Here is a 23,344-nt window from a genome sequence, read left to right as displayed (position 1 = left end):
CGGCCCGCGCCCCCGCGGCCGCCCGCGCGGCCGGCCCCCCCCCCCCTCGCGGGGGGGCCCCCCCCCCCGGCCCTGTGGGGGGGCCCCCCCCACGCTCCCCGCAGCGCACTCGAGCGGGCCGTACGCGGACGCGAGACGCTGGCCGTGGACAGTGCAGGCGGCTGGGCCTACCTCCAGCCCGTCGTCCTGCAGGGCGACCGCGTCGCGGTCGTGGAAGCCTTCGTGCCCGCCGCGGACCTCACTCGGGGCGTCGCCGCCTCATGGGGCGTCATGGCACTGCTCGCGCTGGGTCTGGTCGGCGGTTCGGTCCTCGTGGCCGACCGGCTCGGCGCCCGCGTGGTGCGCTCCTCGCGCAGCCTCAAGCAGGCCTCACTGGCTCTCGGCTCCGGCGACCTGGACGCACGTGTCCAACCCGACGGCCCGCCCGAACTGCAGGAGGCCGGTGCGGCGTTCAACACCATGGCCGACCGCGTCCTGGACCTGCTCGCCGTCGAGCGCGAGCTGGTCGCGGACCTCTCGCACCGGCTGCGCACCCCGCTGACCGCTCTCTACCTGGAGGCCGACCGAATGGGGTCGACACCCAGCGCCCGTCGGGTCGCGGAAGCGGCCGGCCAGCTGGAGAGCGAACTGGATGCGATCATCGCCGCGGCCCGCACCCCGCTGGCCGCGGCGCAGCCTGCCCATTCGGCGGCCGGCGCGGCGAAGGCGTGCGACGTCGCAGAGGTGGTGGCCATGCGGCTGGACTTCTGGTCGGTCCTCGCCACCCAGCAAGCACGACCCTGTGAGCGCTCCCTCACCCCGCGCCCCGCGCCCGTGGCCTTCACCGAGGACGACCTCGCGGCCGTCGTCGACGCCCTGATCGGCAACGTGTTCCGGCACACCCCCGAGGGCACTGCCTTCGCCGTGCGCGTGGAGCGGGCCGACCGGCACGTGCTCCTCACCGTCGACGACGCGGGGCCGGGCGTGGCGGACCCCGACACAGCGCTCACACGGGGGGTGAGCGTCGGCGGTTCCACGGGGCTGGGCCTGGACATCGTGGCCCGGGCCTCCCGCGCGGCAGACGGCGAACTCACCATCGCCCGGGCGCCACTGGGCGGCGCCCGGGTGCGGGTGTCGTTCCAACTGGCCGATGCGGCCGGGACCGGCGGCACGATCCGATGACCGGGGCCGGCAACCGGCGCAGCGAGGGGGCGGGCCGGCGACCCGCGCCGGCGGCGTCTGCGGTGACCGCGGCCAATGACCTACATCGGGCGGCCCGGCGGGGTGGTGAGGGGGGAGGGTCAGCGACCGGCGCCGAAATCCTGCGTCCACCAGGGGCCGCCGTCGCCGAAGTGGACACCCACCCCCAGCTCCTTGAAAGAGCAGTTGAGTATGTTCGCGCGGTGTCCGGCGCTGTTCATCCAGGACTTCATCACCGCGGCCGCGTCCGCCTGGCCCCGGGCTATGTTCTCGCCCAGAGTCGACCACTGGTACCCCGCGGCCTCGACCCGGGTCGTCATCGTCGAGCCGTCGGGCCCGGTGTGGGACATCACGCCGCTGCTCGCCATGACGTCGCTGTAGTCGTCGGCGGCCCGGGTGAGCCGCTCGTTGGCCGTGACCGGCGAGCATCCCGCCGTGGCCCGCTCCTTGTTGACCAGCGCAAGCACCTGCGCCTCGGGCCCGTCACCGGCATCGGAACCCGCCCCGGAACCCGACCCGATGCCGCCCGGCCGTACCCTGCCGGAGCCGCCCGCCGGCGCTCCGCCGCCGCTGCTCTTCGCCGCCGTCCCGGCCACTGTCTTCGACGCGGTCACCTCCCGTGCACGGGGAGCGGGACTCGCCGACTGCTTCGGCTTCTGCTTCGCCTTCTCCTTCGGTTTGTTGCTCGGCGAGCTGCCGGGCGTAGTGCTCGCGCTCGCCGAAGCGGTGGCGAGCGGCGCCGCCCCGCCGGAGGCGTCCGCGGCGTCCGGCGTCCTGCCTGTGCCGCTCGCGACCACCCGGTCCGAAGCGTCGCCGTCCTCACCGCTGACAACAGCGACGGTGATCCCGACGCCCGCGAGCGCGGCAACGGCTCCCATGGCCAGCGCGGGACCACGCCTCTTCGGCCCACTACGGGAACGGGCGTGAGAGCGGGACGGACGATCGGCTCGGCGGGAACCCATGCAGGACACCTCTGTCGGTCTGTCGGCTGACTCGGCCCCATGCCCGGTGGCCGCGATCGCGGCCACCGGACCTGTGGGGGGTGTTCGAGAGCCTAGAACCCGTCCCGGCGCAGACCTCTGCTCGAAGGCCATCTTCAAGAACCCTTAAGACAGCCCCCAAAGTCCGCTGAGAAACGGGAGCAAGCAGTGCGCGGCCGCCGGGTATTGCAACCGGCACGACATGCCGGTCCCGCCGAACGCACCACCGCCCGCCCGCGTTCGGCGCACCACCGCAGGTCTGGGAGGATGGCCGGCAGCCACCCGTACCGGGCCGGGAACCCGCGGGTGGCGAGAGGCGGGCGCGGGCAGCCGCCCAGCGGACTCAAGAGCGGAGCGGTGCTGCACATGCCGGAGTACCCGGAGTACCTCGCCGCGGTCGTGTTCGCCGCGGGCGGCGTCGTCAACGCCCTGCTGGCACCGCACCGGTTCTCCACCGCCGTCCTGTTCTGCCTCGCGGTGACCTCTGCCGGACTCGGCGTGGCCGGTCGCGGCGCGGCAGCCCACCCGACCACCGCCACCGTGCTCGCCGTCGCCGCCCTGCTCATGGCGCTAGCGCTGGGACTGATGCTGCTGGCGGACGGCGTCCTCCTGGTCCGGCGCTACGGACCGCAGGCAGCCCTGCTGGCGACCGGGGCGGCCGGCTGCGCGGTGCTGGCGGTGCTCGGCCTCGACGCCGTCTTCCACGCGGTCGGCGGCGAGGCGTTCGGTGCCCTCGTGGTCGCGGTGAACGCGGTCGCGGGATACCTCACTCTTCTTTTCCTGGTTTTCGCCGCCTACGTGTTCGTCCGGGGCCGTAGCACCCCCCTGCCGGAAACCACCCATGTCGTCGTCCTGGGCGCCGGGCTCGACGGCGACCGGCCCGGCCCGCTGCTGACCCGCCGGCTGGAGCGCGCCCTTGCGATCGACGCCGCCCGCGCACCGGGCGCGCCCGGTGTGGTGTTCGTCCTCTCGGGCGGCCAGGGCGCCGACGAGGTCCGTTCCGAGGCGGACGCGATGGCCGACTATCTGCAGGGACGCGGAGTGCCCGCCGACCGGATCGTCCGCGAAGACCGCTCCATCAACACCGGGCAGAACCTGCGCTTCAGCGCGGCCCTCGTGGACGGCACCACTCCCGGCCACCTGGCCACGGTGGTCACCAGCGGCTTCCACGTCTACCGCACGACCCTGCTGGCCCGCCGCGTCGGCGTGCCCGTGCACGTCGTGGGCGCACCGACGTCCCCCGCCTACTGGCTGGCCGCGACCCTGCGCGAATTCGCCGCCATCCTGTGGCTGGACCGCCTCCCCCTGATCGGACTCAGTCTGCTGCTGGCAGTGCCGGTGGCGACGGCGGTCTTCCAGCGCTGAAGCGCCGGCCCCGGACGTCGTGAGAGTCCTGACACGGCACGCCTCAACTGCTGTCGCGCTGTCGCCGCCGCCGTCTCACCACAGTCGGGTGCCCGGGGCACCCTTGAACGGCCCCGCACCTCCGCCGTGATCCAGCCGCCGTAGTAGTCGCCCTCCTGCGCGGTGACCTCCTCTCCGTCGACCGTGCAGCGGTCCATGCGGCTCGGGTAGAAGGCGAAGCAGCCGGCGAGAGGTGCGTAGCCGGGCTCGGGACGGGGATAGCTCCAAGCGGCACGAGCGCGTACGTCGTCTCCCACGATGACGTCCCAATACCGGGCCGACCCCTTCCATTCGCACCGGGTCCGGCCCGCGACCGCCGGACGCAGGAGCTCCGTACGGACGTCCTGCGCAGGGATGTAGTACACGGGGGGATGGCTGGTCTCCAGTAGCCGCACTGCCCTGCGGGTCTCGGCCACCACCTGGCCGGCGCACTCCACCCGCACGTCACGGCCGTCCTCCCGCACGACGGGCGGCCGTGGATAGTCCCAGACCGACTCGGGCGTCCGCGGGACGGCACGTGGCACGGGCTCCTCCAGCACGTCCAGATACACCTCGTCCTCGTAGCACCAGGCCCATGCCTCCCCGCGTGCCAGCGTGCGTGCCACCGGATGTGCGCTGGAGTCGAAGTGGGCCGTGGCGTGAGCGGCACGAGAGCTGTCGCTGCAGCCCACGTGGCCGCAGGTCAGGCACAGCAGCAGGTCCGCCGGCCCGCGCCCACGTGCCGCGCAGGACGCGCACGTCCCGCTCAGCGGGGGTGGGTCCGCCGTCCAGGTGTGGGAGCAGGGTTTCCCCGAGGGCCGTCCGCCATCGGGTCGGGGCGTCCATCTCGTCATCGGTGATCACCGGCCTTCGCCATCACGCCTCTCGGCAGCACTGCGCCCCGGCCCACGCCCGTGCCGGTCACGCTCTGTCCTCCGCGGTCCCCGTCTCCCTCTGTTTCGCTCCGACACGGCACAGGAGATGCAGGCCACCGGATACTCCGTCCCCGGCGGCGCCCCCCGGAAGTGACCACGGTCAACATCGCCCGGGAGGAAACCAGCAGCCAGGAGGTCGACAGGGTGGCTCCAAGCCCCGGAGCGTCCACTGGTGTGGTTTCCGACCGGGAGCCGGGCCTTCCCCACATCCCACTTGCCATGGAGTGCGCTCGAAGTCATAGCGTCGAGAACGCAACGGCGCACGAGGCCGTCTCGGCGCCCGCTCCTGCGGGGATGCCGGGCGGTGGCATCTGTGCCTGTATGGACGGGAGGCTTCGTGCCGCCCGAAGGACGATCAAACGCGCAGGGAAGGCTGGACACGACATGCAGGAGCGCAGTCTGCGGGAATTGCGGGTATCGGCCATCGGCCTGGGGTGCATGGGCATGTCCGCCTTTTACGGAACCGCCGACGAGGCGGAGGGCGTCGCGACGATCCGGCACGCCCTGGACCTCGGGGTGAACTTCCTCGACACCGCGCAGATGTACGGCCCGCTCACCAACGAGTCACTCGTCGGCGAAGCGATCCGGGGGCGCCGTGACGAGTATGTGATCGCGACGAAGTTCAACTACCGGATGGACGACGCTGTACCGGGCGACATCAGCACGGTCGGCCCGCAGGACGGCTCGGCCGAACACGTCCGCAGCTCCGTCCACGGCTCCCTGGAGCGTCTGGGAACCGACCACATCGACCTGTACTACCAGCATCGGGTCGACCCGAACGTGCCCATCGAGGAGACGGTCGGCGCGCTGGGCGAACTGGTCGCCGAGGGCAAGGTGCGCTACATCGGGCTGAGCGAGGCGAGCGCCCGGACCATCCGGCGTGCGCACGCCGTGCACCCGGTCACGGCCGTGCAGAGCGAGTACTCGCTCTGGTCGCGGGACGTGGAGGCCGAGGTGCTGCCGGCCTGCAGGGAGCTGGGCATCGGCTTCGTCCCGTACTCGCCCCTGGGCCGTGGCTTCCTCGCCGGGCGGTTCACCTCGCCGGACGACCTGGACGCCAACGACTGGCGCCGCCAGAACCCGCGCTTCCAGGACGCCAATCTGGAGGCCAACCAGCGGCTGGCGGCGAAGGTGAAGGAGATCGCCGCCGAGAAGGACGTGACGCCGGCGCAGCTGGCCATCGCGTGGGTGCTGGCTCAGGGCGAGGACCTGGTGCCGATCCCGGGCACCAAGCGCCGCACCTACCTGGAGCAGAACGCCACCGCCGTCGACATCGACCTGACGAAGGACGACCTGGCCCGCATCGAGGCGGAGCTGCCCGAGGCGGCCGGCGAGCGGTACGACGAGGCAGGCATGCGGTCCGTCAACCGGTAGGCGAGAGGGGCACCACCAGCTCCGGGGGGCGGCGGGGTCTGCCGTCGACGACCACGTGGTGCCCGCAGGCTGAGGTAGGGGTGCGGGTACGGTGGCTTTGGAGCGGACGGCGGCGACACGGAACCTGTCGCACGGCTGGGCGCGTCGTAGGCGCGCCGGCGATGGGGTGGAATGAGAGTCGCGAAGACGACGGCCCGGGCGGTGAACGGGTTGACCGCGCGGTGGGCGGGTGTCTCGGAGGGCGGCACGGCGTTCTCGGCGGCGGGGGTGTGGCCGCTGCTGGCCCACTTGGCCGAAGGGGCCGAGGGCGCTGCGCGTGCCGAGCTGGCGGAGGCGCTCGGGCTTCCAGCCTGGCAAGCGACGGACGCCGCCCGTGAGTTGCTCGCCGCGATGGGCGCCATGCGGGGACTGGACGCAGCTCTGGGGCTGTGGACGAAACGCACGCTGGAGCTGGGGCACGACTGGGAGGCGGGTCTGCCGGCCGACGCCCACGGGATACTCACCGGGGACCCTGTGGCCGACCGCCAGGCGCTGGACGCCTGGACGGTGAAGCGGACCGGCGGGCTGATCGACCGTATGCCGGTCACGCTCAGCGAGGACACGCAGATGGTGCTCGCGAGCGCGCTGACCATGCGCACGCAGTGGCTGCGCCCCTTCCACGAGGTGGAATTGGAGACGGCGTACGAGCCCTGGGCCACCAGGCCGCGGCTGGGGCTGCGGCGCTCCAGTGCCGTGCTGGACCGGGTGGGGGTGGCGGACACACCGGGCGGACACGTCACCGAGCTGAAGGTGCTGGGCAGCAATGCCCTGGACGTTCACCTGCTGCTAGGCGAGGAGCCCATGAAGCCGGGGCAAGTACTGGGAGCCGGGGTCGACATCCTCGCCGGCCGGTACGCGGTCGTGCCGGGGCCGCGGCTGCCGTACGGGTACGTGGGTCCGGGCCTGCGGGTGGAGAAGGTGCGCTGCACGCGGCCCGAGCCGCCGTGGCTGGACGTGACGACCGTGGCGTACCACATGAACGCGAGCCACGATCTGCTGAGGTTGCACCGGTTGTTCGGGCTCACAACAGCATGCGACGCCTCGCGCGGGCACTTCCCCGGCATCAGCGGCTTCCCGCTCGCCATCGGGTCGGCCGAGCAGAACATCATGGCCCGGTTCGGCGCGTTGGGTTTCGAGGCCGCCGCGCTGACGGCCTTCGACGTAGTCGCCGGGGGCCTGTCCGACCTCCGTTACGTGACCAAAGGGATCACCGCCGACTTCGACCGGCCTTTCGGCTTCCTCGCCCTGCACCGCCACACGCGGCTCGTGCTGACGGCGGGTTGGGTCACGGACCCGTTGCCGTCGCCTGAGTATGACTGGGAGGACGAGCCGTGAGCGGGACGACGGCGCAACCGTCCGGGCGACCGGCACACCTACGGCACGCTGAGCGAGGTTCCTCGCTGGGCTGGTTCCTTACAAGCCATCTCCTTCAGTGATGAGAGACAGGGGAATGCGCTGGCCGGGCCGACGGGGCAACGGTTGAATGTGTTGTGGAGAACACCTGGCCCCGGGCCCAACAAGCGGTGCCGACCACGAGACGGTCCGCTCCACAAGCCAACGGTGCCGACTGCCCACGGGGCGAAACGGTGACCCCGAACCGCCTTCACGGAATCGATCTCCCCACGAGCGATGGCGGCGACTACCTGCACGATGACGGACAAGTGCGGGATTGGCTCGCTGAGCTGAGGAAAGGACGAGGGGGGAGTGAGAGTGATGACGCAGAAGCAGAAGTCCCCTACGCTCCACCCGCAGGGGCAGGCGATCGATGGCGACCTGGCCCGGCTCAGCCACACATGCTTGATGGATAGTCTCCCCTCTGTGAGTACGGGTCCGTAACCGCCCGGGCTCCCTGCCGGCTCGGTCTTCACCCGACCGATCCAAATGTCAGTGCTGACATCTACCGTCAGGGGCATGACGCCGCGTTTCTGGGCGCGCTGGCCGACCAGGGACGGCCGCGCGCGTAGGCATGCCCACCATCGCCCGCGACCACCCCGCTTATGCAGCACGGCAAGGACGGCTGGACAGCGCACGCTGCGCCCGGCAGCGTCCCGCTCACAGGACCAGCACCTTTGATCCAAGACGATGGGCCGATGGCCGCGCGAGAGCCTGAAACCTAGGCTGCTGACCTGGAACAGGCAGCTCAGGAAGAGGTCATGATGCCCGTCAACGGTCGTAGTCACATCCGCGTCGCCCGGCCCTCTCGCAACCTGGCGGTGGCCGAGCGGTTCTGGGTGCGGGGGCTGGGACTCGATGTGGTGTGGCGGTCCGAGCGCGGACCGGAACCCGGTGAGCACGACCTCCTGATGCTGGGCTGGCCGGACGCGGGCTGGCATCTGGAGCTGGTCCACGAGCCCGCCCGCCCCGTCGAGCCCCGGCCCACCGAGGAGGACCTGCTGGTGATCTACGTCGACGGCCCGGTGCCCGATGACCTGGTCAGCCGGCTGGAGGAGCTCGGGGGCAAGCGGGTGCCGTCACCGAACCCGTACTGGAACCGGTGGGGCGTCACGATCGAGGACCCGGACGGCTACCGGCTAGTGCTCTGCGAACGGGGCTGGTCGAACGCGTAGCGGCGGGTGCTCGTCGCGTCGGGCGCGCATCCCGCCGAGCTGCGCGGGCCGAAGTGGGCGAGCACACGCAACTGCACCAACTCAGCCGGCAGCACCGTCGAGCAGAACGGTCCGAACGCCGCCACCCCGGCTGAGTCAACGCCCGCCGCATGATCGGCAAAGCTGTCCATCACAGCGGAAGGCCCGCAGATGACGGGCCCCTTGGGCCGCTACCAGGAAGCCAGCGAGCCTGAGAAACCGGCCAAATCGTCCCTCCCTTGTCGTTGGCTGAAAGCTGACGGCGCGTGAGGTGCGTGAGGAAGCGTTCCGAAAAGCCCGCCGCGGACGTGGCCACCGTCACCACCGCGGTCTTGCGACGACCGGCCCGGCATCCCCGCACACAGACGGGATCCGGGTCCGGGGGAGTCGTTCACCCGCCGAACGAGTCCGGCGTTTGCTCCGTCCCCCTCCACCCCCGCCTCCTTCGGGCGCCCGCATGCCGCCCCGCATGCCTGGTGTGCCCTAGATGAAAGGCCTGTGCCCATGTCCACGTTGCCCACGTCCCTCGACAGACGGCGTTTCCTCGCCGTCTCCGCCGGTGCCGCGCTCGGCGCGTCCGCACTGTCCGCCTGTGCCGCTTCCGTCGACAACGGCGGTGGTTCCGGCGGCAAGGCGTCGGGTGGAGGCAAGACGACGCTCACCGTCATGACCAACGAGGGCGAGCTGGGTACCAAGGAGGTCATCGCGTACGCGGAGCAGACGCTGGGTGCGAAGATCAGCGTCCTCACCTACGACGCGACGAAGCTCAACGCCATGCTGGCCAGCAAGAACCCGCCGGACCTGGTCCGTGGCAGCGGTGCGCTGGACACGCCGTACTTCGCCGCCCGCGGGCTGATGGCCGATCTGGACCCTTACTTCGCCAAGAGCTCGGTGCTGAAGGTCTCCGACCTGGACCCGGTCAATGATCTGTGGCGTTTCGACGGCAAGAAGCAGGGGGCGGGCCCGCGCTACGGCCTGGCGAAGGACTTCTCCCAGGACGCGATGTTCTGGTACCGCACCGACATGCTCGACGCCGCGAACCTGGACCACCCCAGCGCCACCGAGCCGCTTTCGTACGACGAGTGGCTCGACATGGGCAAGCGGTTGGCCAAGCGCCGGCTGGGCAAGGTCAAGGTCTACGGAATGAACGCCGGGGGTGGCGGCTTCCAGATGTTCCAGGGGATGACGGCCTCGGCGGGCGGCAGCCTCTTCGCCGAGGACCTCGCTTCGGTCGACTTCTCCTCGCCCGAGGCGCTGAAGGCGCTGCGCTGGTACATGGAGTACGCCAAGGCGGACATCGGCCCGAGCCCGGTCAACCCGAACCCGGACGGCTGGGACTGGCCCACCTTCCAGGCCAACCGGATGGCGATGGCCTGCGACGGCTACTGGCTCGGCGGGTCGATCGGCGCCGACGCCAAGCTCGCCAAGGCCTCGCGTTTCGCGCCCGCCCCGCAGCTGGGCAGCCACCGCATCAGCCCCTGCTTCGCCGCGACCGGCTACTGGATCCCCAAGGACGCCCGGAACAAGGACGTCGCCTGGAAGCTCTTCGAGTGGTACATGGGCGGCAAGCCGGCCAAGGACCGGGCGGGCAGCGGCTGGGGGATCCCGGTGCTGAAGTCGATGCGCTCGATGATGCCGCAGTCCACGCCCTTCCAGAAGCAGAGCTTCGAGGTGCAGCAGCAGGAGCTGTCGCACCTGCAGGTGATGTCGATGACCCCGTACGTGCAGTCGACCGCGCTGGACGCGGTGATCAACAAACTGCTGCCGGGTGCGGTCAAGTCCGGCACCTCCGCCGGCAAGGTCGCGGACGCGCTGAACAAGCAGATGAACGCCGCGATCGCCCAGGGCAAGGAGCTGGTGGGGTGAGCGGCGGACAGCTCCTCGAGGACTCCGCGCTGATCGTGCCGTCCCCCTCTCCGGGGGCGGCCGCCCGCCGGCACCGCAACCGGCTCTCGCTGAGGCAGCGCAGGGTGGGGGCGTTCTACGTGTTCACCGGCCCCTGGGTGCTGGGCTTCACGGCCCTGACGGCCTACCCGCTCGGATACGCGCTGTGGCTCAGCTTCACCAACTCCGACGGCCTGTCCGACCGCAGCCGCTTCGTCGGCCTGGCCAACTACAAGGAGGTCTTCACCGACCCGGACACGATGGCCTCCCTGAGCCGTACCGCTCTGTTCACCGGGATCACCGTGCCGCTGTCGATCATCGCGGGGCTGATCCTCGCGGTCCTGGTCAACCAGCCCATACGGGCCCGCGGCCTGTTCCGCACCCTGCTCTACCTGCCCGCCGTCGTCCCGCCGGTCGGCGCGGCGCTCACCTTCAAACTGATCTTCGACCGCGACTCCGGGGCGGCAAACGGCCTGCTGGACCTGTTCCACATCGACGGCGTCACCTGGCTGACCGATCCCTACGCCCGCTGGGTGCTGATGGTCCTGACGATGTGGGGCGTCGGCAACATCATGATCGTCTCGCTGGCCGGACTCCAGGACATCCCCAAGGAGTTTCTCGAGGCGGCGCGGGTCGACGGTGCCAACCCCTGGCAGACCTTCACCCGCATCACCCTGCCGCTGCTCAGCCCCGTGATCTTCTTCCAGGTCGTCACCGGGATCATCGGATCACTGCAGAGCTTCGCGCCGCTGCTGATCGCCCTCAACCCCACGCCGGCCGGGGTGACGGCCGTCCCCCAGAGCAACTACTTCTACATGATCGACGTCTTCGCCCAGTTCTTCGCCAACGGACGCTACGGCTACGCGTCGGCGATGCTGTGGGTCCTCTTCGCGATCATCGTCTTCGTCACCTTCCTGCTCTTCAGACTGAGCAAGGGCGCCGTCTTCTACTCCGTTGAGCCGGAGCCGGCGAAGAACAAGCCCCGCACGATGGGAGACGCGTGATGGTGTTCGCCCGCCGCAGTGCGGTCTACATGCTCCTGGTGGCGCTGCTCGCGCTCTTCCTCGGCCCCTTCGGCTGGCTGGCGATCACCGCGCTCAAGGGCGCCTCCGAACTGCGGGTCCTGCCCATTCACTGGTGGCCCCACCACCCCAGCCTGGACAACTTCGCCGGAGCGCTGACCACCTTCGACTACCTCGGTTACGCCCGCAACTCCGTGACCATCGCCACGATCTACGCCGTGCTGGTCACCCTGGCCTCGGCATGGGCCGGTTTCGGCTTCGCCCGGCTGAGCGCCCCGGGCAAGCGGGCCATCTTCGGCGTCCTGATGTCCACGATGATGCTGCCCTCGATCATCACCCTCATCCCGACCTACCTCATGTTCTCCAAGCTCCACCTGATCAACACCTACATGCCGTGGGTGCTGTGGGGACTGGCCGGCGCACCGTACCTGATCTTCCTGTTCCGGCAGTTCTTCAGCAACATGCCCAAGGAACTGGAGGAAGCGGCGATCGTCGACGGTTGCGGCACCTTCCGGATCTTCCTGCGGATCTTCCTTCCCCAGTCCTGGCCGGTCATCGCCACCAGCCTGATCCTGTCCTTCAGCTGGACATGGGGCGACTACATAGGCCCCTCACTGTTCCTGGATGACGCCCACACCACCCTCGCGGTCAAACTCGCCACCGGCTACGTCAACAGCCACGGCGAACCGATGTCCAACCTCGTCGCCTCCGGCGCCGTGATGTACGTCGTGCCCGTCCTCGTGCTGTTCCTCATCATGCAGCGCGGATTCGTCTCCGGAATCGCCACGTCCGGACTGAAGTGACCGTTACCTGGGCAGAACCCGGCGGGCAAACGATCACTCAACCGATCGATTCGTAAAGGAAGTCTCATGACCGACACCCAGGTCTTCGGCGCACCTCGCAGGGCGGTGGTGTGATGGAGCGGCCCCCCATCACACCGCAACTCCGCCGGACCAGGGTCATGGCCATCCTCCGGTCGTCCGGCGCCCGCGGGCTGCCCGCCGTGGCCCACGCCCTCGCGGACGCCGGTGTCACCTGCCTCGAGGTCACCCTCACCACCCCGGGCGCCCTGGACGCCCTGGCCCGCATCAGGGACCACCTGGGGGCCGAGGTGGCAGTCGGCGCCGGCACGGTGCTGACCACGGGGCAGGCCCGGGACGCACTGTCGGCCGGAGCCGGGTTCCTGGTGTCGCCGGTCGTGGACGCCGAGCTGATCCGCAGCGCCGCGAAGAGCGGCACGCCCTGCTATCCCGGCGCCTGGACGCCGACCGAGGTGTACGCCGCCTGGCAGGCCGGGGCCGCCGCGGTCAAGCTGTTCCCGGCCGGCACCGGCGGCACCGCCCATGTGCGCCAACTGCGCGCGCCGCTACCGCAGGTCCCGCTCATGGCGGTGGGCGGCGTCGACATCACCCGGGCCCGGGACTACATCGACGCCGGAGCCTGCGCCGTGGGCATCGGCTCTCCGCTGCTGCGCGGCGTGGACGGGGACTCCGACAGCGCGGCACTCGGCGCGCTGACCGAGAGGGCACGCGCTCTCCTCGAAGCGGTCGGTGCCGGGGCCACGGCCGCGGGGGCCGGCCGATGAACCGGCCGGACGATCAGCCCTACCTCGTGACGGTCGGCGAGACCCTCGCCGCGCTGTCCGCGTCGCAGCCGGGCCCGCTCTCCCTGGGCACCGACCTGCGTCTCGGAATCGCCGGAGCCGAGTCGAACGTCGCTGTCGGAGTCAGCCGGCTCGGCGGATCCGCCACCTGGATCAGCCGCGTCAGCGACGACGCGCTCGGCGACCTCATCCTGCGAGAGCTGCGGGCGGAAGGGGTCACCACCGTCGCCGCGCGCGACCCCGCCCCCACCTCCCTGCTGCTGAAGGAACGCCGCACCCGCACCCACACCCGTACGCGCTACTACCGCACCCACACGGCCGGGGCCCGCCTGACCGCCGCCGACATCCCCGAGCAGATCGTCGCTCGGGCGTCGGTCCTGCACGTCACGGGCATCACCCCGGCGCTCGGGGAGGGACCCGCCGCAGCCGTGACCCGGGCCGTGGACATAGCCGCCGACGCCGGGGTGACCATCTCACTGGACGTCAACTTCCGTTCGCTGTTGTGGAGCGAGGACGAGGCCCGCGGTGTCCTGCTGCCCCTGCTGCGCAGGTGCGACCTGGTCTTCGCCGGACCGCACGAGGCCGGGCTCGTGGTGTCCGGCGCCGACGGACCCGGGGAACTCGCCCAGGGCATCTGCGACCTCGGACCCGGCGGAGCCGTGATCAAGCTCGGTGCCGAGGGGGCGTACGCCCGCCTCGACGGACAGACCTACCGCCAGCCGGCTGTGCCGGTCGGTGTGGACGATGTGGTGGGTGCGGGTGATGCGTTCGCCGCGGGGTATCTCGCGGAGTTGCTTGCGGGGGAGTCTCCGCGGCGGCGGTTGCGGACGGCGGCTGTGCTGGGTGCGTTCGCTGTCAGTACCACGGGTGACTGGGAGGGCCTGCCCAGGCGCCATGAGCTGGACCTGCTCGACCACTATGACGACATCGTCCGCTGAAGCAGCGCCACGCCCCCTCTCCCGGCCCGGTCTCTCCTGGCCCGATCCGAGGAACCACCGGTGATCCCCATGCCCACGCCCTCCTCCTCTCCGATCGTTCATGTCCTCACCGGCTCCTACACGCCCGACACCGGCGGTGACGGTACCGGGCTCGCCGCCCTGAGGCTCGATGTATCGACCGGCCGCCTGTCGTACGACGACCAGGTACCTCCCCTGGGCGTCAGCGGTGCCTCGTTCCTGGCGGCGCACCCCACCCTCGACGTCGTCTACAGCACGAACGAAACCGGTCCTGGAACCGTGAGCGCCGTCACCCGGCAGCACCCCGACGGTGCCCTCACGTTGCTGGGCGCCCCGGTCGGCAGCGGCGGCGACAACCCCTGCCACCTGAGCGTCCACCCGTCCGGGGGCTGGCTGCTGGCCGCGAACTACGGCAGCGACACGGTGCGCGGCAGCGTCGGTGTGGTCCGCCTCGACGGGGACGGACGCCCGGTGGAGCTGACCGATGTCGCCGTCCACGACGGGGCGGGACCGGTCGCCGGACGGCAGGAGGGCAGCCACGCCCACCAGGTGCTCGTCGATCCGGCGGGACGTTACGTCCTGGCCACCGACCTCGGTGCGGACGCGGTCTTCACCTACCGGCTCGACACCCGCACCGGCCGCCTGGAGCGGACGGCGACGAACCGCATGCGCTCCGGCTCCGGCCCTCGCCACCTAGCCTTCTCTCCCGCCCAGGGCCTGCTCTTCAGCGCGGACGAGTTGTCCTCGACCCTTACCTGTCACCGGTACGACGCTGCCCGGGGCACCTTGACAGCCGTCGCCTCCGTACCTGCAACCACGGCCCGGGACGTCGTCAACCAGCCCGGCGGCATCGTCGCCTCTGCCTGCGGGCGCTTCGTCTGGCTGACCAACCGCGGCGCCGACACCGTGGCCGGGTTTCGGGTCACCGGCACCACGCTGCGCCCCGTCGGTGAATACGCGAGCGGCGGTGCGTGGCCACGCGGCCTGACCTACGCGGCCGGTCATCTGCTGGTCGCCAACCAGCACAGCGGCACGGTGGCGGCCCTGCGCGTGCTCGATTCGGGAGCCCTCGAACAACCCGCCCCGGCACTGTTCGCGCCCTCCGTCGTGTGCGCGCTCGCTCTGTGATGCCCCCCTCCGGCTTCCCCGCCCGATACCGACCACCCACACCGGGAGGACCACTCGTGCCCCCTGCCACTGCCACCGCGGTCATCAACCTCGACATCGAGGGACCGACGATCAGCCGACACCTCTACGGTCACTTCGCCGAGCATCTCGGCCGCTGCATCTACGGCGGCTTCTGGGTGGGGGAGGACTCACCGATCCCTCACGAGGGCGGCATCCGCCTCGACGTCGTCGAGGCCCTGCGCAACCTGAACATCCCCAACCTGCGCTGGCCCGGCGGCTGTTTCGCCGACGAGTACCACTGGAAGGACGGCATCGGCCCCAGGGACGAGCGCCCCCGCATGGTCAACACCCACTGGGGCAACGTGGAGGAGAACAACCACTTCGGCACCCACGAGTTCATGGCCCTGTGCGAACTGCTCGGCACCGAGCCGTACATCAACGGCAATGTGGGCAGTGGCACGGTGCAGGAGATGAGTGAGTGGGTGGAGTACCTCACCCGCGACGGGGACAGCCCCATGGTCCGGCTGCGCAAGGCCAATGGCCGCCAGGAGCCCTGGAGCGTGAAGTTCTGGGGTATCGGCAACGAGACGTGGGGCTGTGGTGGCAACATGCGCGCCGAGTACTCCGCCGACCTGGCCCGGCAGTACGCCACGTACTGCCGCGACCACGGCGACAACAGGCTCTACCGCATCGCCTCCGGCGCCAACGGTGACGACTACAAGTGGACCGAGACGCTGATGCAGCAGATCAGCTGCTTCGGCTGCGAGGCCACGCCCCGTACCTTCTTCCAGGGGATCTCCGTCCACCACTACACGTTGGCCGGCCCGTGGGAGGCGAAGGGGAGCGCCACCGTCTTCGATACGGACGACTACTACCGCACGATGCTGTCCGCCCGGAAGATCGACCGCATCCTCACCGGCCACTCCACGGTCATGGACTGCTACGACCCCGGCCGGAAAGTCGGCCTCGTCCTCGACGAGTGGGGCACCTGGTGGGACGTGGAACCGGGCACCGATCCAGGTTTTCTGTTCCAGCAGAACACCTTGCGTGATGCTCTGGTGGCAAGCACGCACTTCGACATTTTCCACCGGCACGCGGCCCGTCTGTACATGGCCAACATCGCCCAGACGGTCAACGTGCTGCAGGCGATGGTCCTCACCGACGGCGACGCGCTCGTTCTGACTCCGACCTACCACGTCTTCGAGATGAACAAGGGGCACCAGGACGCCGCCTCGCTCGATGTCCACCTGCGCTCGGACAACGCCCGGCGCCGCGTGGGGGACGCCGAACTGGACACCCTGTCCGCTTCGGCCAGCGTCAAGGACGGAACGGTCCTCATCTCGCTGACCAACCTGGACGCGCAGGAGCCGGCCGAAGTGACCCTCGATCTGCGCGGCGGGTCGATCGGGGAGCCGGCCGCCCGGCTGCTGACGGCCGACAGGCTCCAGGCCCACAACACCCCTGACGCGGCCGCGGCCGTCGCCCCGCAGCCCTTCAGCGGTCTTGAGGTCACCGGCCCGGGCCTGGTTCTGACACTCCCGCCACACTCCTTCCTCACCATCCAGGCCCCGCTGACGCAATGACAGCCCGCCGCCCCCCGGCTGTTCCCGTGATGAGCCCGCGACATTGAAGCGGAGGTGCGCGCTTACAAGGCCGCTCGGAAGGCCTCGCTCTCGTCCTCGGACCAGCCGGCGAGCGTGGCGAGACACTGCCAGCCACAGCCCGATCAAGCCGTCGATGTCCAGGACAGCCGAGGCCGGCGGCAGGTGGCCGAGCGGTCGGTGAAGCGGGGCGGAACGTCCGCCCCGCGCCCGGCGCTCCGCCGCCGGCGTGGCGTGCACAGGGCCGTGCGAGCCGGCGCCGCCTCACCCCGGCCTGTTCGGGGCCCCGAGGCCGGCTGCATCCGCACCTGGGACCGGCACTCCCACTGTGGTTGCCATGACCGACCACAGCCGAGATGCAGTCAGATCAGTCCCTGACCGCACCACCAACTCACCGCTGTCAAGCCAGGGATACGGTGGCCGGATGGACGGATCGAACATACCGGCCGGGTCAGTCGCACCCACCTGGCGCCCCGACATGCCGGGTGCATTGCTGTCCCTTCTGGGAACCGATGAGAGGGCCGTCGCGTTCTTCGCCGGCGTCGCCGACCTCGACGCGACCGATCCGGACTCCCACGAGTTGGAGGAAGGGGTCCGGCTCGCCTCTGGGGCTCGACTGGAGCAGTTCGCGCGAGCCGGTTCGGGAGACGCGTTCTGCTTCGTCGGCGAGGGCGGTGAAGAACGCCCCGTGGTGTATGTGAGCCTTGACGGCGAGGCCGGCCTGCTTGCGCTCGGACTGCTGGAGCTGGTGCAACTGTTTCTCGTGGCACCGTGGTGGCGAGACGCTCCAGGCCGAACGGCCGAAGAGCTCCAGGCGGTCGCCGACGAGTACCGGGAGGACGTGCCTGACTTCGACCGGCGACGCGGCCCTGCGGCCCAGGCGCTCGGTATCGACCTGGATGAACTGCCGCCCGAGGCAGCGGTCCTGGCCCGGCTCATGGAGTGCTCCTGGGGTCCGGTAGCGGAGGCTTGCCTCGTAGTCGGACACGAAGGCGATCCGCTCGACCCCCTCTTCAACGCCGCCCGCCCCTGATCGACCGGCCGCCGGGCCCGGCAAGCACCGGGGCTGGTGCGGGTGTTGCGACGCCCTTGAGCACGGCGGCACGCCAAGCCCCGGTGGGTGACCTTCGCTGTGACGTACATGTCGCGCGGGCTCATTTTCCTTTTCGGCGACAGCCCGCTGCGACGCTCGTAGGATGCCCAGATGCCGAAGCCGTTACGGATGAGCCGCCGCACGTGGGTTGCCGCTTGGGCGGTGCTGTGCGTGGCAGGTATCGCTGCCACCGCCGCACTGAACGCCTTTCCGGCACCTGACCCGAAGCCCGAGAAGCCCGTGAGCGCCGAGTGCGCCGCGTACATCCCGGACATCGAGAGGCAGCTGGCCAGGGCCGAGAGGGAAGGCAACGACGACGGCGTGCTGGCCTTCACGAGAACCCGGGCCGGCACGGACAACTGCAGCGATGAACTTCGCGACCACTTCAGCGGTGACCGGTGAGCCGCCGTACGGGGCTCGCCGTGACAACGGAGGCGTCGCCGGCGCCGAAGTCCAAGGTCGAGCTCTTCAGCGTGGGAAGGCTGGTCGGTCAGGGGGCAGCCTGCCAGGTGCCGTCAAGGACCTGGCGCAGCCGATGTGCGAACTCGTCCGGTTTCCCGGCATAGCCGAATTCCCCGTCCATGAACCCGCCGTGATGGCTCGGGAACACGGTCACCTGCTGTCCGAGCAGTTCAGCGGTCGCGACGGCGGTGCGTCCGGTCAGGACGTCCTCGGACTCCTCGCCCGCAGCGATCACAACGCGGGTGGGCGCGGCCGCGATGGCGTCGGCATCCGGCCGATAGCTGCTGACCGCCCATGACCGGTCGGACAGCAGCGGATCGTCACGTGAGCCGTCATCCTCCGTGGGCATCCCGAACGCGGCGGGATCGGCCTGTGGCTGTGCGAAGTACGCGTCGGTGAATTCCCCCTTCCACGAGGTCATCGCCACGAACGCAGCCATCCCGGCACTCCCTCCCCGTTTTTCGTAGGCTTCCCGGACGCCTGCCCGCGCCCGTACGGCTGCCGGGGCGTCCGCTATGAGGGTGATGAGCGGCGGCTCGTGTGCGACCAGAGTCGCCACGTCGGCCGGATACGTCGCCACGACCGCGAGCGCGCTGACGGCTCCCCCACTGCTGGCGAACATCTCAACCGGCCCGACCCCGAGCGCCTCGATGACAGCGTGCCCGTCGTCGGCCTGGGTCTGCGGCGTGTGGTCGACCCGCCCGTCCTTACGAGTGCTGCGACCGAGACCGCGCGGATCATAGGTGACCACGGTCCGCTCAGGAAAGCGCGCGGTGAGCGCGGCGAAGCCACTGGCGTCCATGGGCTGCCCGATCATGAACAACGGTGCGCGTCCATCTGCGGCCGGCAGCGGCCCGCGCACGTCATAGACCAGGTTCGCACCGGCTGTTTCGAGCGTGCGTGTGAGTCTCCATACCTGTGCAGACCGGCTCCGTCCCCGAAACTCATCGGTGCGGCCGGCATCGCTGCGTGATCGGGCCACGATCCCACCTGGAGCGCGCCTCCGCCTGATGATGGGATTGCTGCGGGGAGATCCGGTGCCGCGGCGGCCGAGAACTGGGCACGTTCATCCGTATCCGGCCCACGACGGCGCGGGCGGGCTCGGGGCTCGACCGTGCGGTCGCTTTCGTGTCCCGCCGCGTCGATGTGCGACAGCCGTAGCACCGTGTTGGTGGTGAGGGCTTGTTTCACTGCGGCGCGGACCGTGGAGCCGGCCGGCAAGGGCAGCGTCACGATCCGTGCGGCCAGTTCCTGGCCCGCCGCCGATACGGGGCGGGTCATCGAGGCAGCGATCTTCTGGGCTGCTGTGCGGGCCGCGCCGGCTTACGGGGTGGAGGCGTCGGCCGCGGCGAGAGCGACGGCCGGTGCCGAGGTCGCCCTCGGCCGTCTCGACCGGATGATCACGGGCACGCTCGCCCCGCACCTGGCCCGCTGCCCCGACGACGAATGAGCCCAGATGACGGCCGCCCAGCTCACCGGAGTGTCCACAACCCTCGCGCAGCTCTCGAAGTAACCCCCGTCCGCTCCTCTCGCTTCTTCAGCTTCCCGATGAGTCCGACGCATGCAGAGTCCTGTCCGTCACCGCCGCTACCCCTCCGGCACCACGATCGCCGAGCGGGCCCTTCTCGAACTGCTCCCGCCCGTCCCGGCCTGCCAGACCAAGAAGCCGAAGCCCGCCGACTGAGCCAATCACGGGGACGCATCAGGAGCGTCCCCGCTTCACGCCCCATCGACAGCCCCTCACAGCCAGCCAGCGGACCCGGCACGCCGGAATGCCTAGTTTTTCCGCATACGGACGGCGACGAAGAACGGCGTCTGAAGGGTCTTGCGGTAGCGCTCTTCGTCGACGCGGCGGGCGGATTCCGCGGCGCGCGGCTCCACAAATCGCTCTAGAGCGAACCCGGCATCAAGGAGTTCACCCAGGAAGGTCTGCATCGTCATGCGGCGGTGCGAGTTGGTGAAACCGCTGGTCCCGAAGCGGGTTTCGACACGGTCCTCGTCGAAGTAGGAGCCACCGTGCCACACCCAGTCGGCCGTCGGGTGGACCGTGGACAGCAGCAGTGTCCCGCCGGGACGCAGCACGCGGTGCCCTTCGGCCAGCAGTTGCTCGCGGGCCTCTAAGTGATGGTGCACCAGGGCCGCGACGGCAAGGTCGAACGAGTCGTCCGACAGGAAATCGAGTGGTTCCTCCAGGTCGTGTTGGTGCAGCATGACGGCCGTGTCGCGGCCGACTCGGTCGCGGGCGTGGCGCAGCAGTGTCGCGCTGCCCTCGACACCGACCACCTCCGCTGCCCCTCGCGCTCGCAGTTCGGCGATGTAGTGCCCGGCGCCGCAGCCGATGTCCAGGGCACGCAGACCGGTGACGTCACCGGCCAGGGCGAACATGGCGGGCCGGTCGGTGTGAGCGTTGTATGGGCTGTCGGTGGCCGACTCGGCGAAGTAGTCGCCGAGGGCACCCTCGTAGGCGGTGTTGAGTCGCATCACGGCATGCTGCCAGCAGTCCTCACGCAGAACACCTCGATGAAGGCAGACATCGACAATGCCGTAGCCGGGACTCGGACGGTGCTGGAACAGATCCACGTCGATGCGCCGAAGGCGACGATTTCGCTCATGGGCTACCCACTGCTCTTCAGCCGCACTGTGCAGTGCACGACCTTGGTGAGTGCATCCCAGCGTGTCATTCTGAACGGCATGGCCGAGTACTTCGAGGACGAGCAGCGTGAGCTGGCCCTCTCCATGAGCGCGGACAACGTGCAGTACCGGTCTCCGCAGTCGGCGTTCGAGGGAAAGCGCATCTGTGACTCGCCGGAAGGAATCAACGGAGCCGTGGCCGGACCGAACGGCGACGGCGACTTCCACCACGGCGACACGAACACCCAGCTCTGCTGGTGGTTGACGGGAGACACCTGCTTCAGCCGGGAGAGCTACCACCCGAACAAGACAGGGACCAGAGCTCGCCCCTATCGTCGCGGTGCTCATCGCGGCCCTGGTCCTCATGGTCATGCTTGACCGCCAGGAGCGTGCAAATGAGCGAAACGAGTCAGAAGCCTTGAACAAGACAGCATCCCTGGCCCGGTCGTACGCACGTGACGTGATGGCGCTCTCGCCATACCCCCCTGGTCAAGAAGCCGTGCGCAGCATCGCCGAACGGCACGACGGCAGGCTTACCTCCCACACACACGGAAGGCCGGCTGGCCACCACCGTCCGATTCTTCGCGGACTTCAAGGACACCACCATGTTCGGTACGTCCTACTCCCGGGCCTATCGCTGCTATTCCATCGTGTTCCGTGAGAATGCCGCGGGCGATCCGCAGGAGAAGACAACCTGGCGTGAAAAGTGCGACGCCGACTCATTCAGCCGACCAAACCGCTTCGGCGGCCGGCCGCCCTTGAGGCCGTAGACCCGGTCCTGGACAGCAAGGGCGTGGACTTGAAGGCTCGTGAAGATCATGGGATCTGGCCCTGCCGCCGCAGATCCGGGCCGCCGCGATCACCTTGCAGGCCCTTAACGGGCTGTCGGACTTCGAGACGGTCCAGGAACTACCGTGCGACCTGCGGTGGAAGGCTGAAAGCGGGCTGGGCCTTCACGACATGGCCTTCGCCTCGTCGCTGCTGGCCTACTTCCGCCGCCGACTGGCCCGTTCCGCCCGCCCGAAACGGACCTTCGACGCAGTGCGCGAGGTCGTGAAGACCACCGGCGTGCTCAAGGGCAAGCACGCCGGGCGCTGGACTCCACCGTGCTGGACGACGCCGTCGCCACCCAGGACACCGTCACCCAGATCATCGCCGCCGTCCGCGCGGTGATCCGCGAGGTCTCCGGCGCCGACACGGTCGCCGCTGCGCAAGTGCACTGCGCACGAATACACCGACCCGGGCAAGCCCCGCATCGCCTGGAACGACGAGCAGGCCCGCGCCGAGCTGGTTGACGCGCTGGTCACCGGCGCGCTGCGGCTGCTGGGTCACCGGCCCGACCAGCAGCTCGGCGAAAGGGTGTCTCGCCTGCTGCGACCGCCCACGACCCGAGGTGGGCAGAGGCGGGGCGAGCGCGTGGGCCGACCGGGGATCGGGCGCGCTCTTCAGTCCTGCGCGTCGGCTCCGCCGCGCTGCGCCGCCGTCACGGTGGCGTTGCCATGTGAGGGACATCGGTAGGGGCGCGCTCATCGGGTGCGGCGTCTCCGACGGTCTCTGTAGCCTGGCGTCGCCGTACGTCGGGGGGAATTGATCGTGGAGAACGTACTGTCCGTGGCCATCGGGGCCGCTATCGGCCTCATAGGGGTCGTGTTCGGGTCGTGGTTCACCGCGCGCCGACAGGACCGCATGTGGCTCCGAGAACAGAAACTCAAAGCCGGGACCGGCTTCAACACGGCCGTAGTTCAGCTTCTGGACCACCTGAAGGAAACACAGCTGAGTGACGGCGGTCCGGGAGCCAACGAGTTGGCGAACCGGCTGCAGGAAGCACGCTCAGCCCTCTACCTGCTCTGCTCCAACGACACCGTCGATCTCGCCGATGCCCTCGCGCGTCGGGTCTGGAACACCCGGCCCACCGACGGCAGGGACGACCGCCGGGCCGAGTTCCGAGAGACGTTGGATCTCCTGCGTCGCTTCACCCACCAGCTCCGGCAAGAGATCGCCAGATCTTAGTCCTTACCGGATCACCGGGCGGACCAGAGGAGGATGCCTGCGATGTGGAGTCCGGCCAGGTAGATAGTGGCGGTCTTCTCGTACCGAGTGGCAAGACCCCGCCACTGCTTCAAGCGGTTGATGCACCGCTCGACGGTATTGCGCTGCTTGTAAGCATCACGATCGAAGGCTGGTGGCCTGCCGCCTCGGCTGCCCCTTCGCTGCCGGTGGCCCCGCCCGCTCGCACCCCCTTACATCCACGTCGACGCACTGCGCTACATCGACTCCCACGGCAAGGTCGGGCGACGCGATGCCGGTAGTAGGCGGGCTGCTCGACCACGCGGCAGGACTGAGCGCCGACCCGCTCGCACCAGCCAGCGACGGCGTCCGCGACCACTCCATGCACAGCTACCTCACCGCACTGGAGAAGAACCTCACCTGACTGACTTGCCGCTGAGTGGGCCGGCGGCTTTGCTCCCCCGACGTTGCCCTCTCAGCAT

General features: G+C 69.9%; 21 protein-coding genes and 4 pseudogenes. 20 read left to right on the top strand and 5 right to left on the bottom strand.

Going from position 1 to position 23,344, the window contains the following annotated elements:
* Positions 1-75: 75 nt before the first annotated feature.
* Positions 76-1,161: pseudogene (locus ACFCXS_RS35745) on the top strand (sensor histidine kinase); the annotation flags it as partial.
* Positions 1,162-1,280: 119 nt separating this feature from the next.
* On the opposite strand, the gene ACFCXS_RS35740 reads toward ACFCXS_RS35745, so the two are convergent.
* Positions 1,281-2,141 (bottom strand): CAP domain-containing protein, encoded by an 861-nt coding sequence (locus ACFCXS_RS35740; protein ID WP_376647520.1) that lies wholly within the window; start codon positions 2,139-2,141, stop codon positions 1,281-1,283.
* A 285-nt stretch (positions 2,142-2,426) separates the two neighbouring features.
* Here ACFCXS_RS35740 and ACFCXS_RS35735 point away from each other — a divergent pair, with 285 nt between their 5' ends.
* Positions 2,427-3,524 carry a YdcF family protein gene (locus ACFCXS_RS35735; RefSeq protein WP_376647519.1) on the top strand — a complete coding sequence of 366 codons (1,098 nt, stop codon included), beginning with the start codon at positions 2,427-2,429 and terminating at the stop codon, positions 3,522-3,524.
* A 263-nt stretch (positions 3,525-3,787) separates the two neighbouring features.
* Here ACFCXS_RS35735 and ACFCXS_RS35730 read toward each other — a convergent pair.
* Positions 3,788-4,396, bottom strand: a pseudogene (locus ACFCXS_RS35730) (DUF427 domain-containing protein); the annotation flags it as partial.
* Between the two features lie 465 nt (positions 4,397-4,861).
* Here ACFCXS_RS35730 and ACFCXS_RS35725 point away from each other — a divergent pair.
* The 12 genes from ACFCXS_RS35725 to ACFCXS_RS35670 all read left to right on the top strand — a co-directional run bounded on the left by ACFCXS_RS35725 (position 4,862) and on the right by ACFCXS_RS35670 (position 18,164).
* Positions 4,862-5,851 carry an aldo/keto reductase gene (locus ACFCXS_RS35725; protein WP_376647518.1) on the top strand — a complete coding sequence of 330 codons (990 nt, stop codon included), beginning with the start codon at positions 4,862-4,864 and terminating at the stop codon, positions 5,849-5,851.
* A gap of 171 nt (positions 5,852-6,022) precedes the next feature.
* Positions 6,023-7,225, top strand: a complete 1,203-nt coding sequence (locus ACFCXS_RS35720; RefSeq protein ID WP_376647517.1) for a serpin family protein — start codon at positions 6,023-6,025, stop codon at positions 7,223-7,225.
* 821 nt (positions 7,226-8,046) lie between these two features.
* The gene (locus tag ACFCXS_RS35715; protein WP_376647582.1) at positions 8,047-8,457 is read left to right on the top strand and encodes a VOC family protein; all 411 of its coding nucleotides are present in this window, start codon (positions 8,047-8,049) and stop codon (positions 8,455-8,457) included.
* A 522-nt stretch (positions 8,458-8,979) separates the two neighbouring features.
* Positions 8,980-10,341, top strand: a complete 1,362-nt coding sequence (locus tag ACFCXS_RS35710; RefSeq protein WP_376647516.1) for an extracellular solute-binding protein — start codon at positions 8,980-8,982, stop codon at positions 10,339-10,341.
* Positions 10,338-11,363: a carbohydrate ABC transporter permease gene (locus ACFCXS_RS35705; RefSeq protein WP_376647515.1), complete on the top strand. Its 1,026-nt coding sequence runs from the start codon at positions 10,338-10,340 to the stop codon at positions 11,361-11,363. The genes ACFCXS_RS35710 and ACFCXS_RS35705 overlap by 4 nt, the downstream gene beginning before the upstream one ends.
* Entirely contained in the window at positions 11,363-12,184 is an 822-nt protein-coding gene (locus ACFCXS_RS35700; RefSeq protein ID WP_376647514.1) for a carbohydrate ABC transporter permease, read from the top strand. Before ACFCXS_RS35705 ends, ACFCXS_RS35700 begins: the two co-directional genes overlap by 1 nt.
* A 113-nt stretch (positions 12,185-12,297) precedes the next feature.
* Entirely contained in the window at positions 12,298-12,966 is a 669-nt protein-coding gene (locus tag ACFCXS_RS35695; protein WP_376647513.1) for a bifunctional 4-hydroxy-2-oxoglutarate aldolase/2-dehydro-3-deoxy-phosphogluconate aldolase, read from the top strand.
* Entirely contained in the window at positions 12,963-13,922 is a 960-nt protein-coding gene (locus ACFCXS_RS35690; protein ID WP_376647512.1) for a sugar kinase, read from the top strand. Before ACFCXS_RS35695 ends, ACFCXS_RS35690 begins: the two co-directional genes overlap by 4 nt.
* A gap of 69 nt (positions 13,923-13,991) precedes the next feature.
* Positions 13,992-15,068, top strand: coding sequence for a lactonase family protein (locus ACFCXS_RS35685; protein WP_376647581.1), 1,077 nt, complete (start codon positions 13,992-13,994; stop codon positions 15,066-15,068).
* Between the two features lie 56 nt (positions 15,069-15,124).
* Positions 15,125-16,651: an alpha-N-arabinofuranosidase gene (locus ACFCXS_RS35680; protein ID WP_376647511.1), complete on the top strand. Its 1,527-nt coding sequence runs from the start codon at positions 15,125-15,127 to the stop codon at positions 16,649-16,651.
* Between the two features lie 355 nt (positions 16,652-17,006).
* Positions 17,007-17,702, top strand: coding sequence for a hypothetical protein (locus ACFCXS_RS35675; protein WP_376647510.1), 696 nt, complete (start codon positions 17,007-17,009; stop codon positions 17,700-17,702).
* 231 nt (positions 17,703-17,933) lie between these two features.
* Entirely contained in the window at positions 17,934-18,164 is a 231-nt protein-coding gene (locus ACFCXS_RS35670; protein WP_376647509.1) for a hypothetical protein, read from the top strand.
* A gap of 88 nt (positions 18,165-18,252) precedes the next feature.
* On the opposite strand, the gene ACFCXS_RS35665 is transcribed toward ACFCXS_RS35670, so the two are convergent.
* Positions 18,253-19,098, bottom strand: a complete 846-nt coding sequence (locus ACFCXS_RS35665; RefSeq protein WP_376647580.1) for an alpha/beta fold hydrolase — start codon at positions 19,096-19,098, stop codon at positions 18,253-18,255.
* A gap of 300 nt (positions 19,099-19,398) precedes the next feature.
* On the opposite strand from ACFCXS_RS35665, the gene ACFCXS_RS35660 reads away from it, so the two are divergent.
* Both ACFCXS_RS35660 and ACFCXS_RS35655 read left to right on the top strand, forming a co-directional pair.
* A complete protein-coding gene (locus ACFCXS_RS35660; protein WP_376647508.1) occupies positions 19,399-19,674 on the top strand; it encodes a hypothetical protein in 276 nt (91 codons plus the stop codon).
* 111 nt (positions 19,675-19,785) lie between these two features.
* Positions 19,786-19,908, top strand: coding sequence for a hypothetical protein (locus ACFCXS_RS35655; protein ID WP_376647507.1), 123 nt, complete (start codon positions 19,786-19,788; stop codon positions 19,906-19,908).
* Positions 19,909-20,000: 92 nt separating this feature from the next.
* On the opposite strand, the gene ACFCXS_RS35650 is transcribed toward ACFCXS_RS35655, so the two are convergent.
* On the bottom strand, positions 20,001-20,705 hold the full coding sequence (locus tag ACFCXS_RS35650; RefSeq protein WP_376647506.1) for a class I SAM-dependent methyltransferase: 705 nt from the start codon (positions 20,703-20,705) through the stop codon (positions 20,001-20,003).
* A gap of 6 nt (positions 20,706-20,711) precedes the next feature.
* Between ACFCXS_RS35650 and ACFCXS_RS35645 the strand changes: the two genes are divergently transcribed.
* From ACFCXS_RS35645 to ACFCXS_RS35635, 3 genes and pseudogenes are all read left to right on the top strand, one after another.
* Positions 20,712-21,233, top strand: a complete 522-nt coding sequence (locus tag ACFCXS_RS35645) for a hypothetical protein (RefSeq protein WP_376647505.1) — start codon at positions 20,712-20,714, stop codon at positions 21,231-21,233.
* Between the two features lie 450 nt (positions 21,234-21,683).
* A pseudogene (locus ACFCXS_RS35640) lies at positions 21,684-22,220 on the top strand (transposase); the annotation flags it as partial.
* A 228-nt stretch (positions 22,221-22,448) separates the two neighbouring features.
* Complete coding sequence (locus tag ACFCXS_RS35635; protein ID WP_376647504.1) at positions 22,449-22,865, top strand: hypothetical protein; 417 nt, start codon at positions 22,449-22,451, stop codon at positions 22,863-22,865.
* A gap of 11 nt (positions 22,866-22,876) precedes the next feature.
* On the opposite strand, the pseudogene ACFCXS_RS35630 reads toward ACFCXS_RS35635, so the two are convergent.
* A pseudogene (locus tag ACFCXS_RS35630) lies at positions 22,877-23,077 on the bottom strand (IS5/IS1182 family transposase); the annotation flags it as partial.
* Positions 23,078-23,154: 77 nt separating this feature from the next.
* Between ACFCXS_RS35630 and ACFCXS_RS35625 the strand changes: the two are divergent.
* A complete protein-coding gene (locus tag ACFCXS_RS35625; protein WP_376647503.1) occupies positions 23,155-23,286 on the top strand; it encodes a hypothetical protein in 132 nt (43 codons plus the stop codon).
* The last annotated feature ends 58 nt before the right edge of the window (positions 23,287-23,344 follow it).

The sequence above is a fragment of the Streptomyces sp. NPDC056373 genome, assembly GCF_042262425.1.
Taxonomy (GTDB): domain Bacteria; phylum Actinomycetota; class Actinomycetes; order Streptomycetales; family Streptomycetaceae; genus Streptomyces.
The sequence above is the reverse complement of the archived record's forward strand: the minus strand, read 5'-3'. Positions and strand labels throughout refer to the sequence as shown.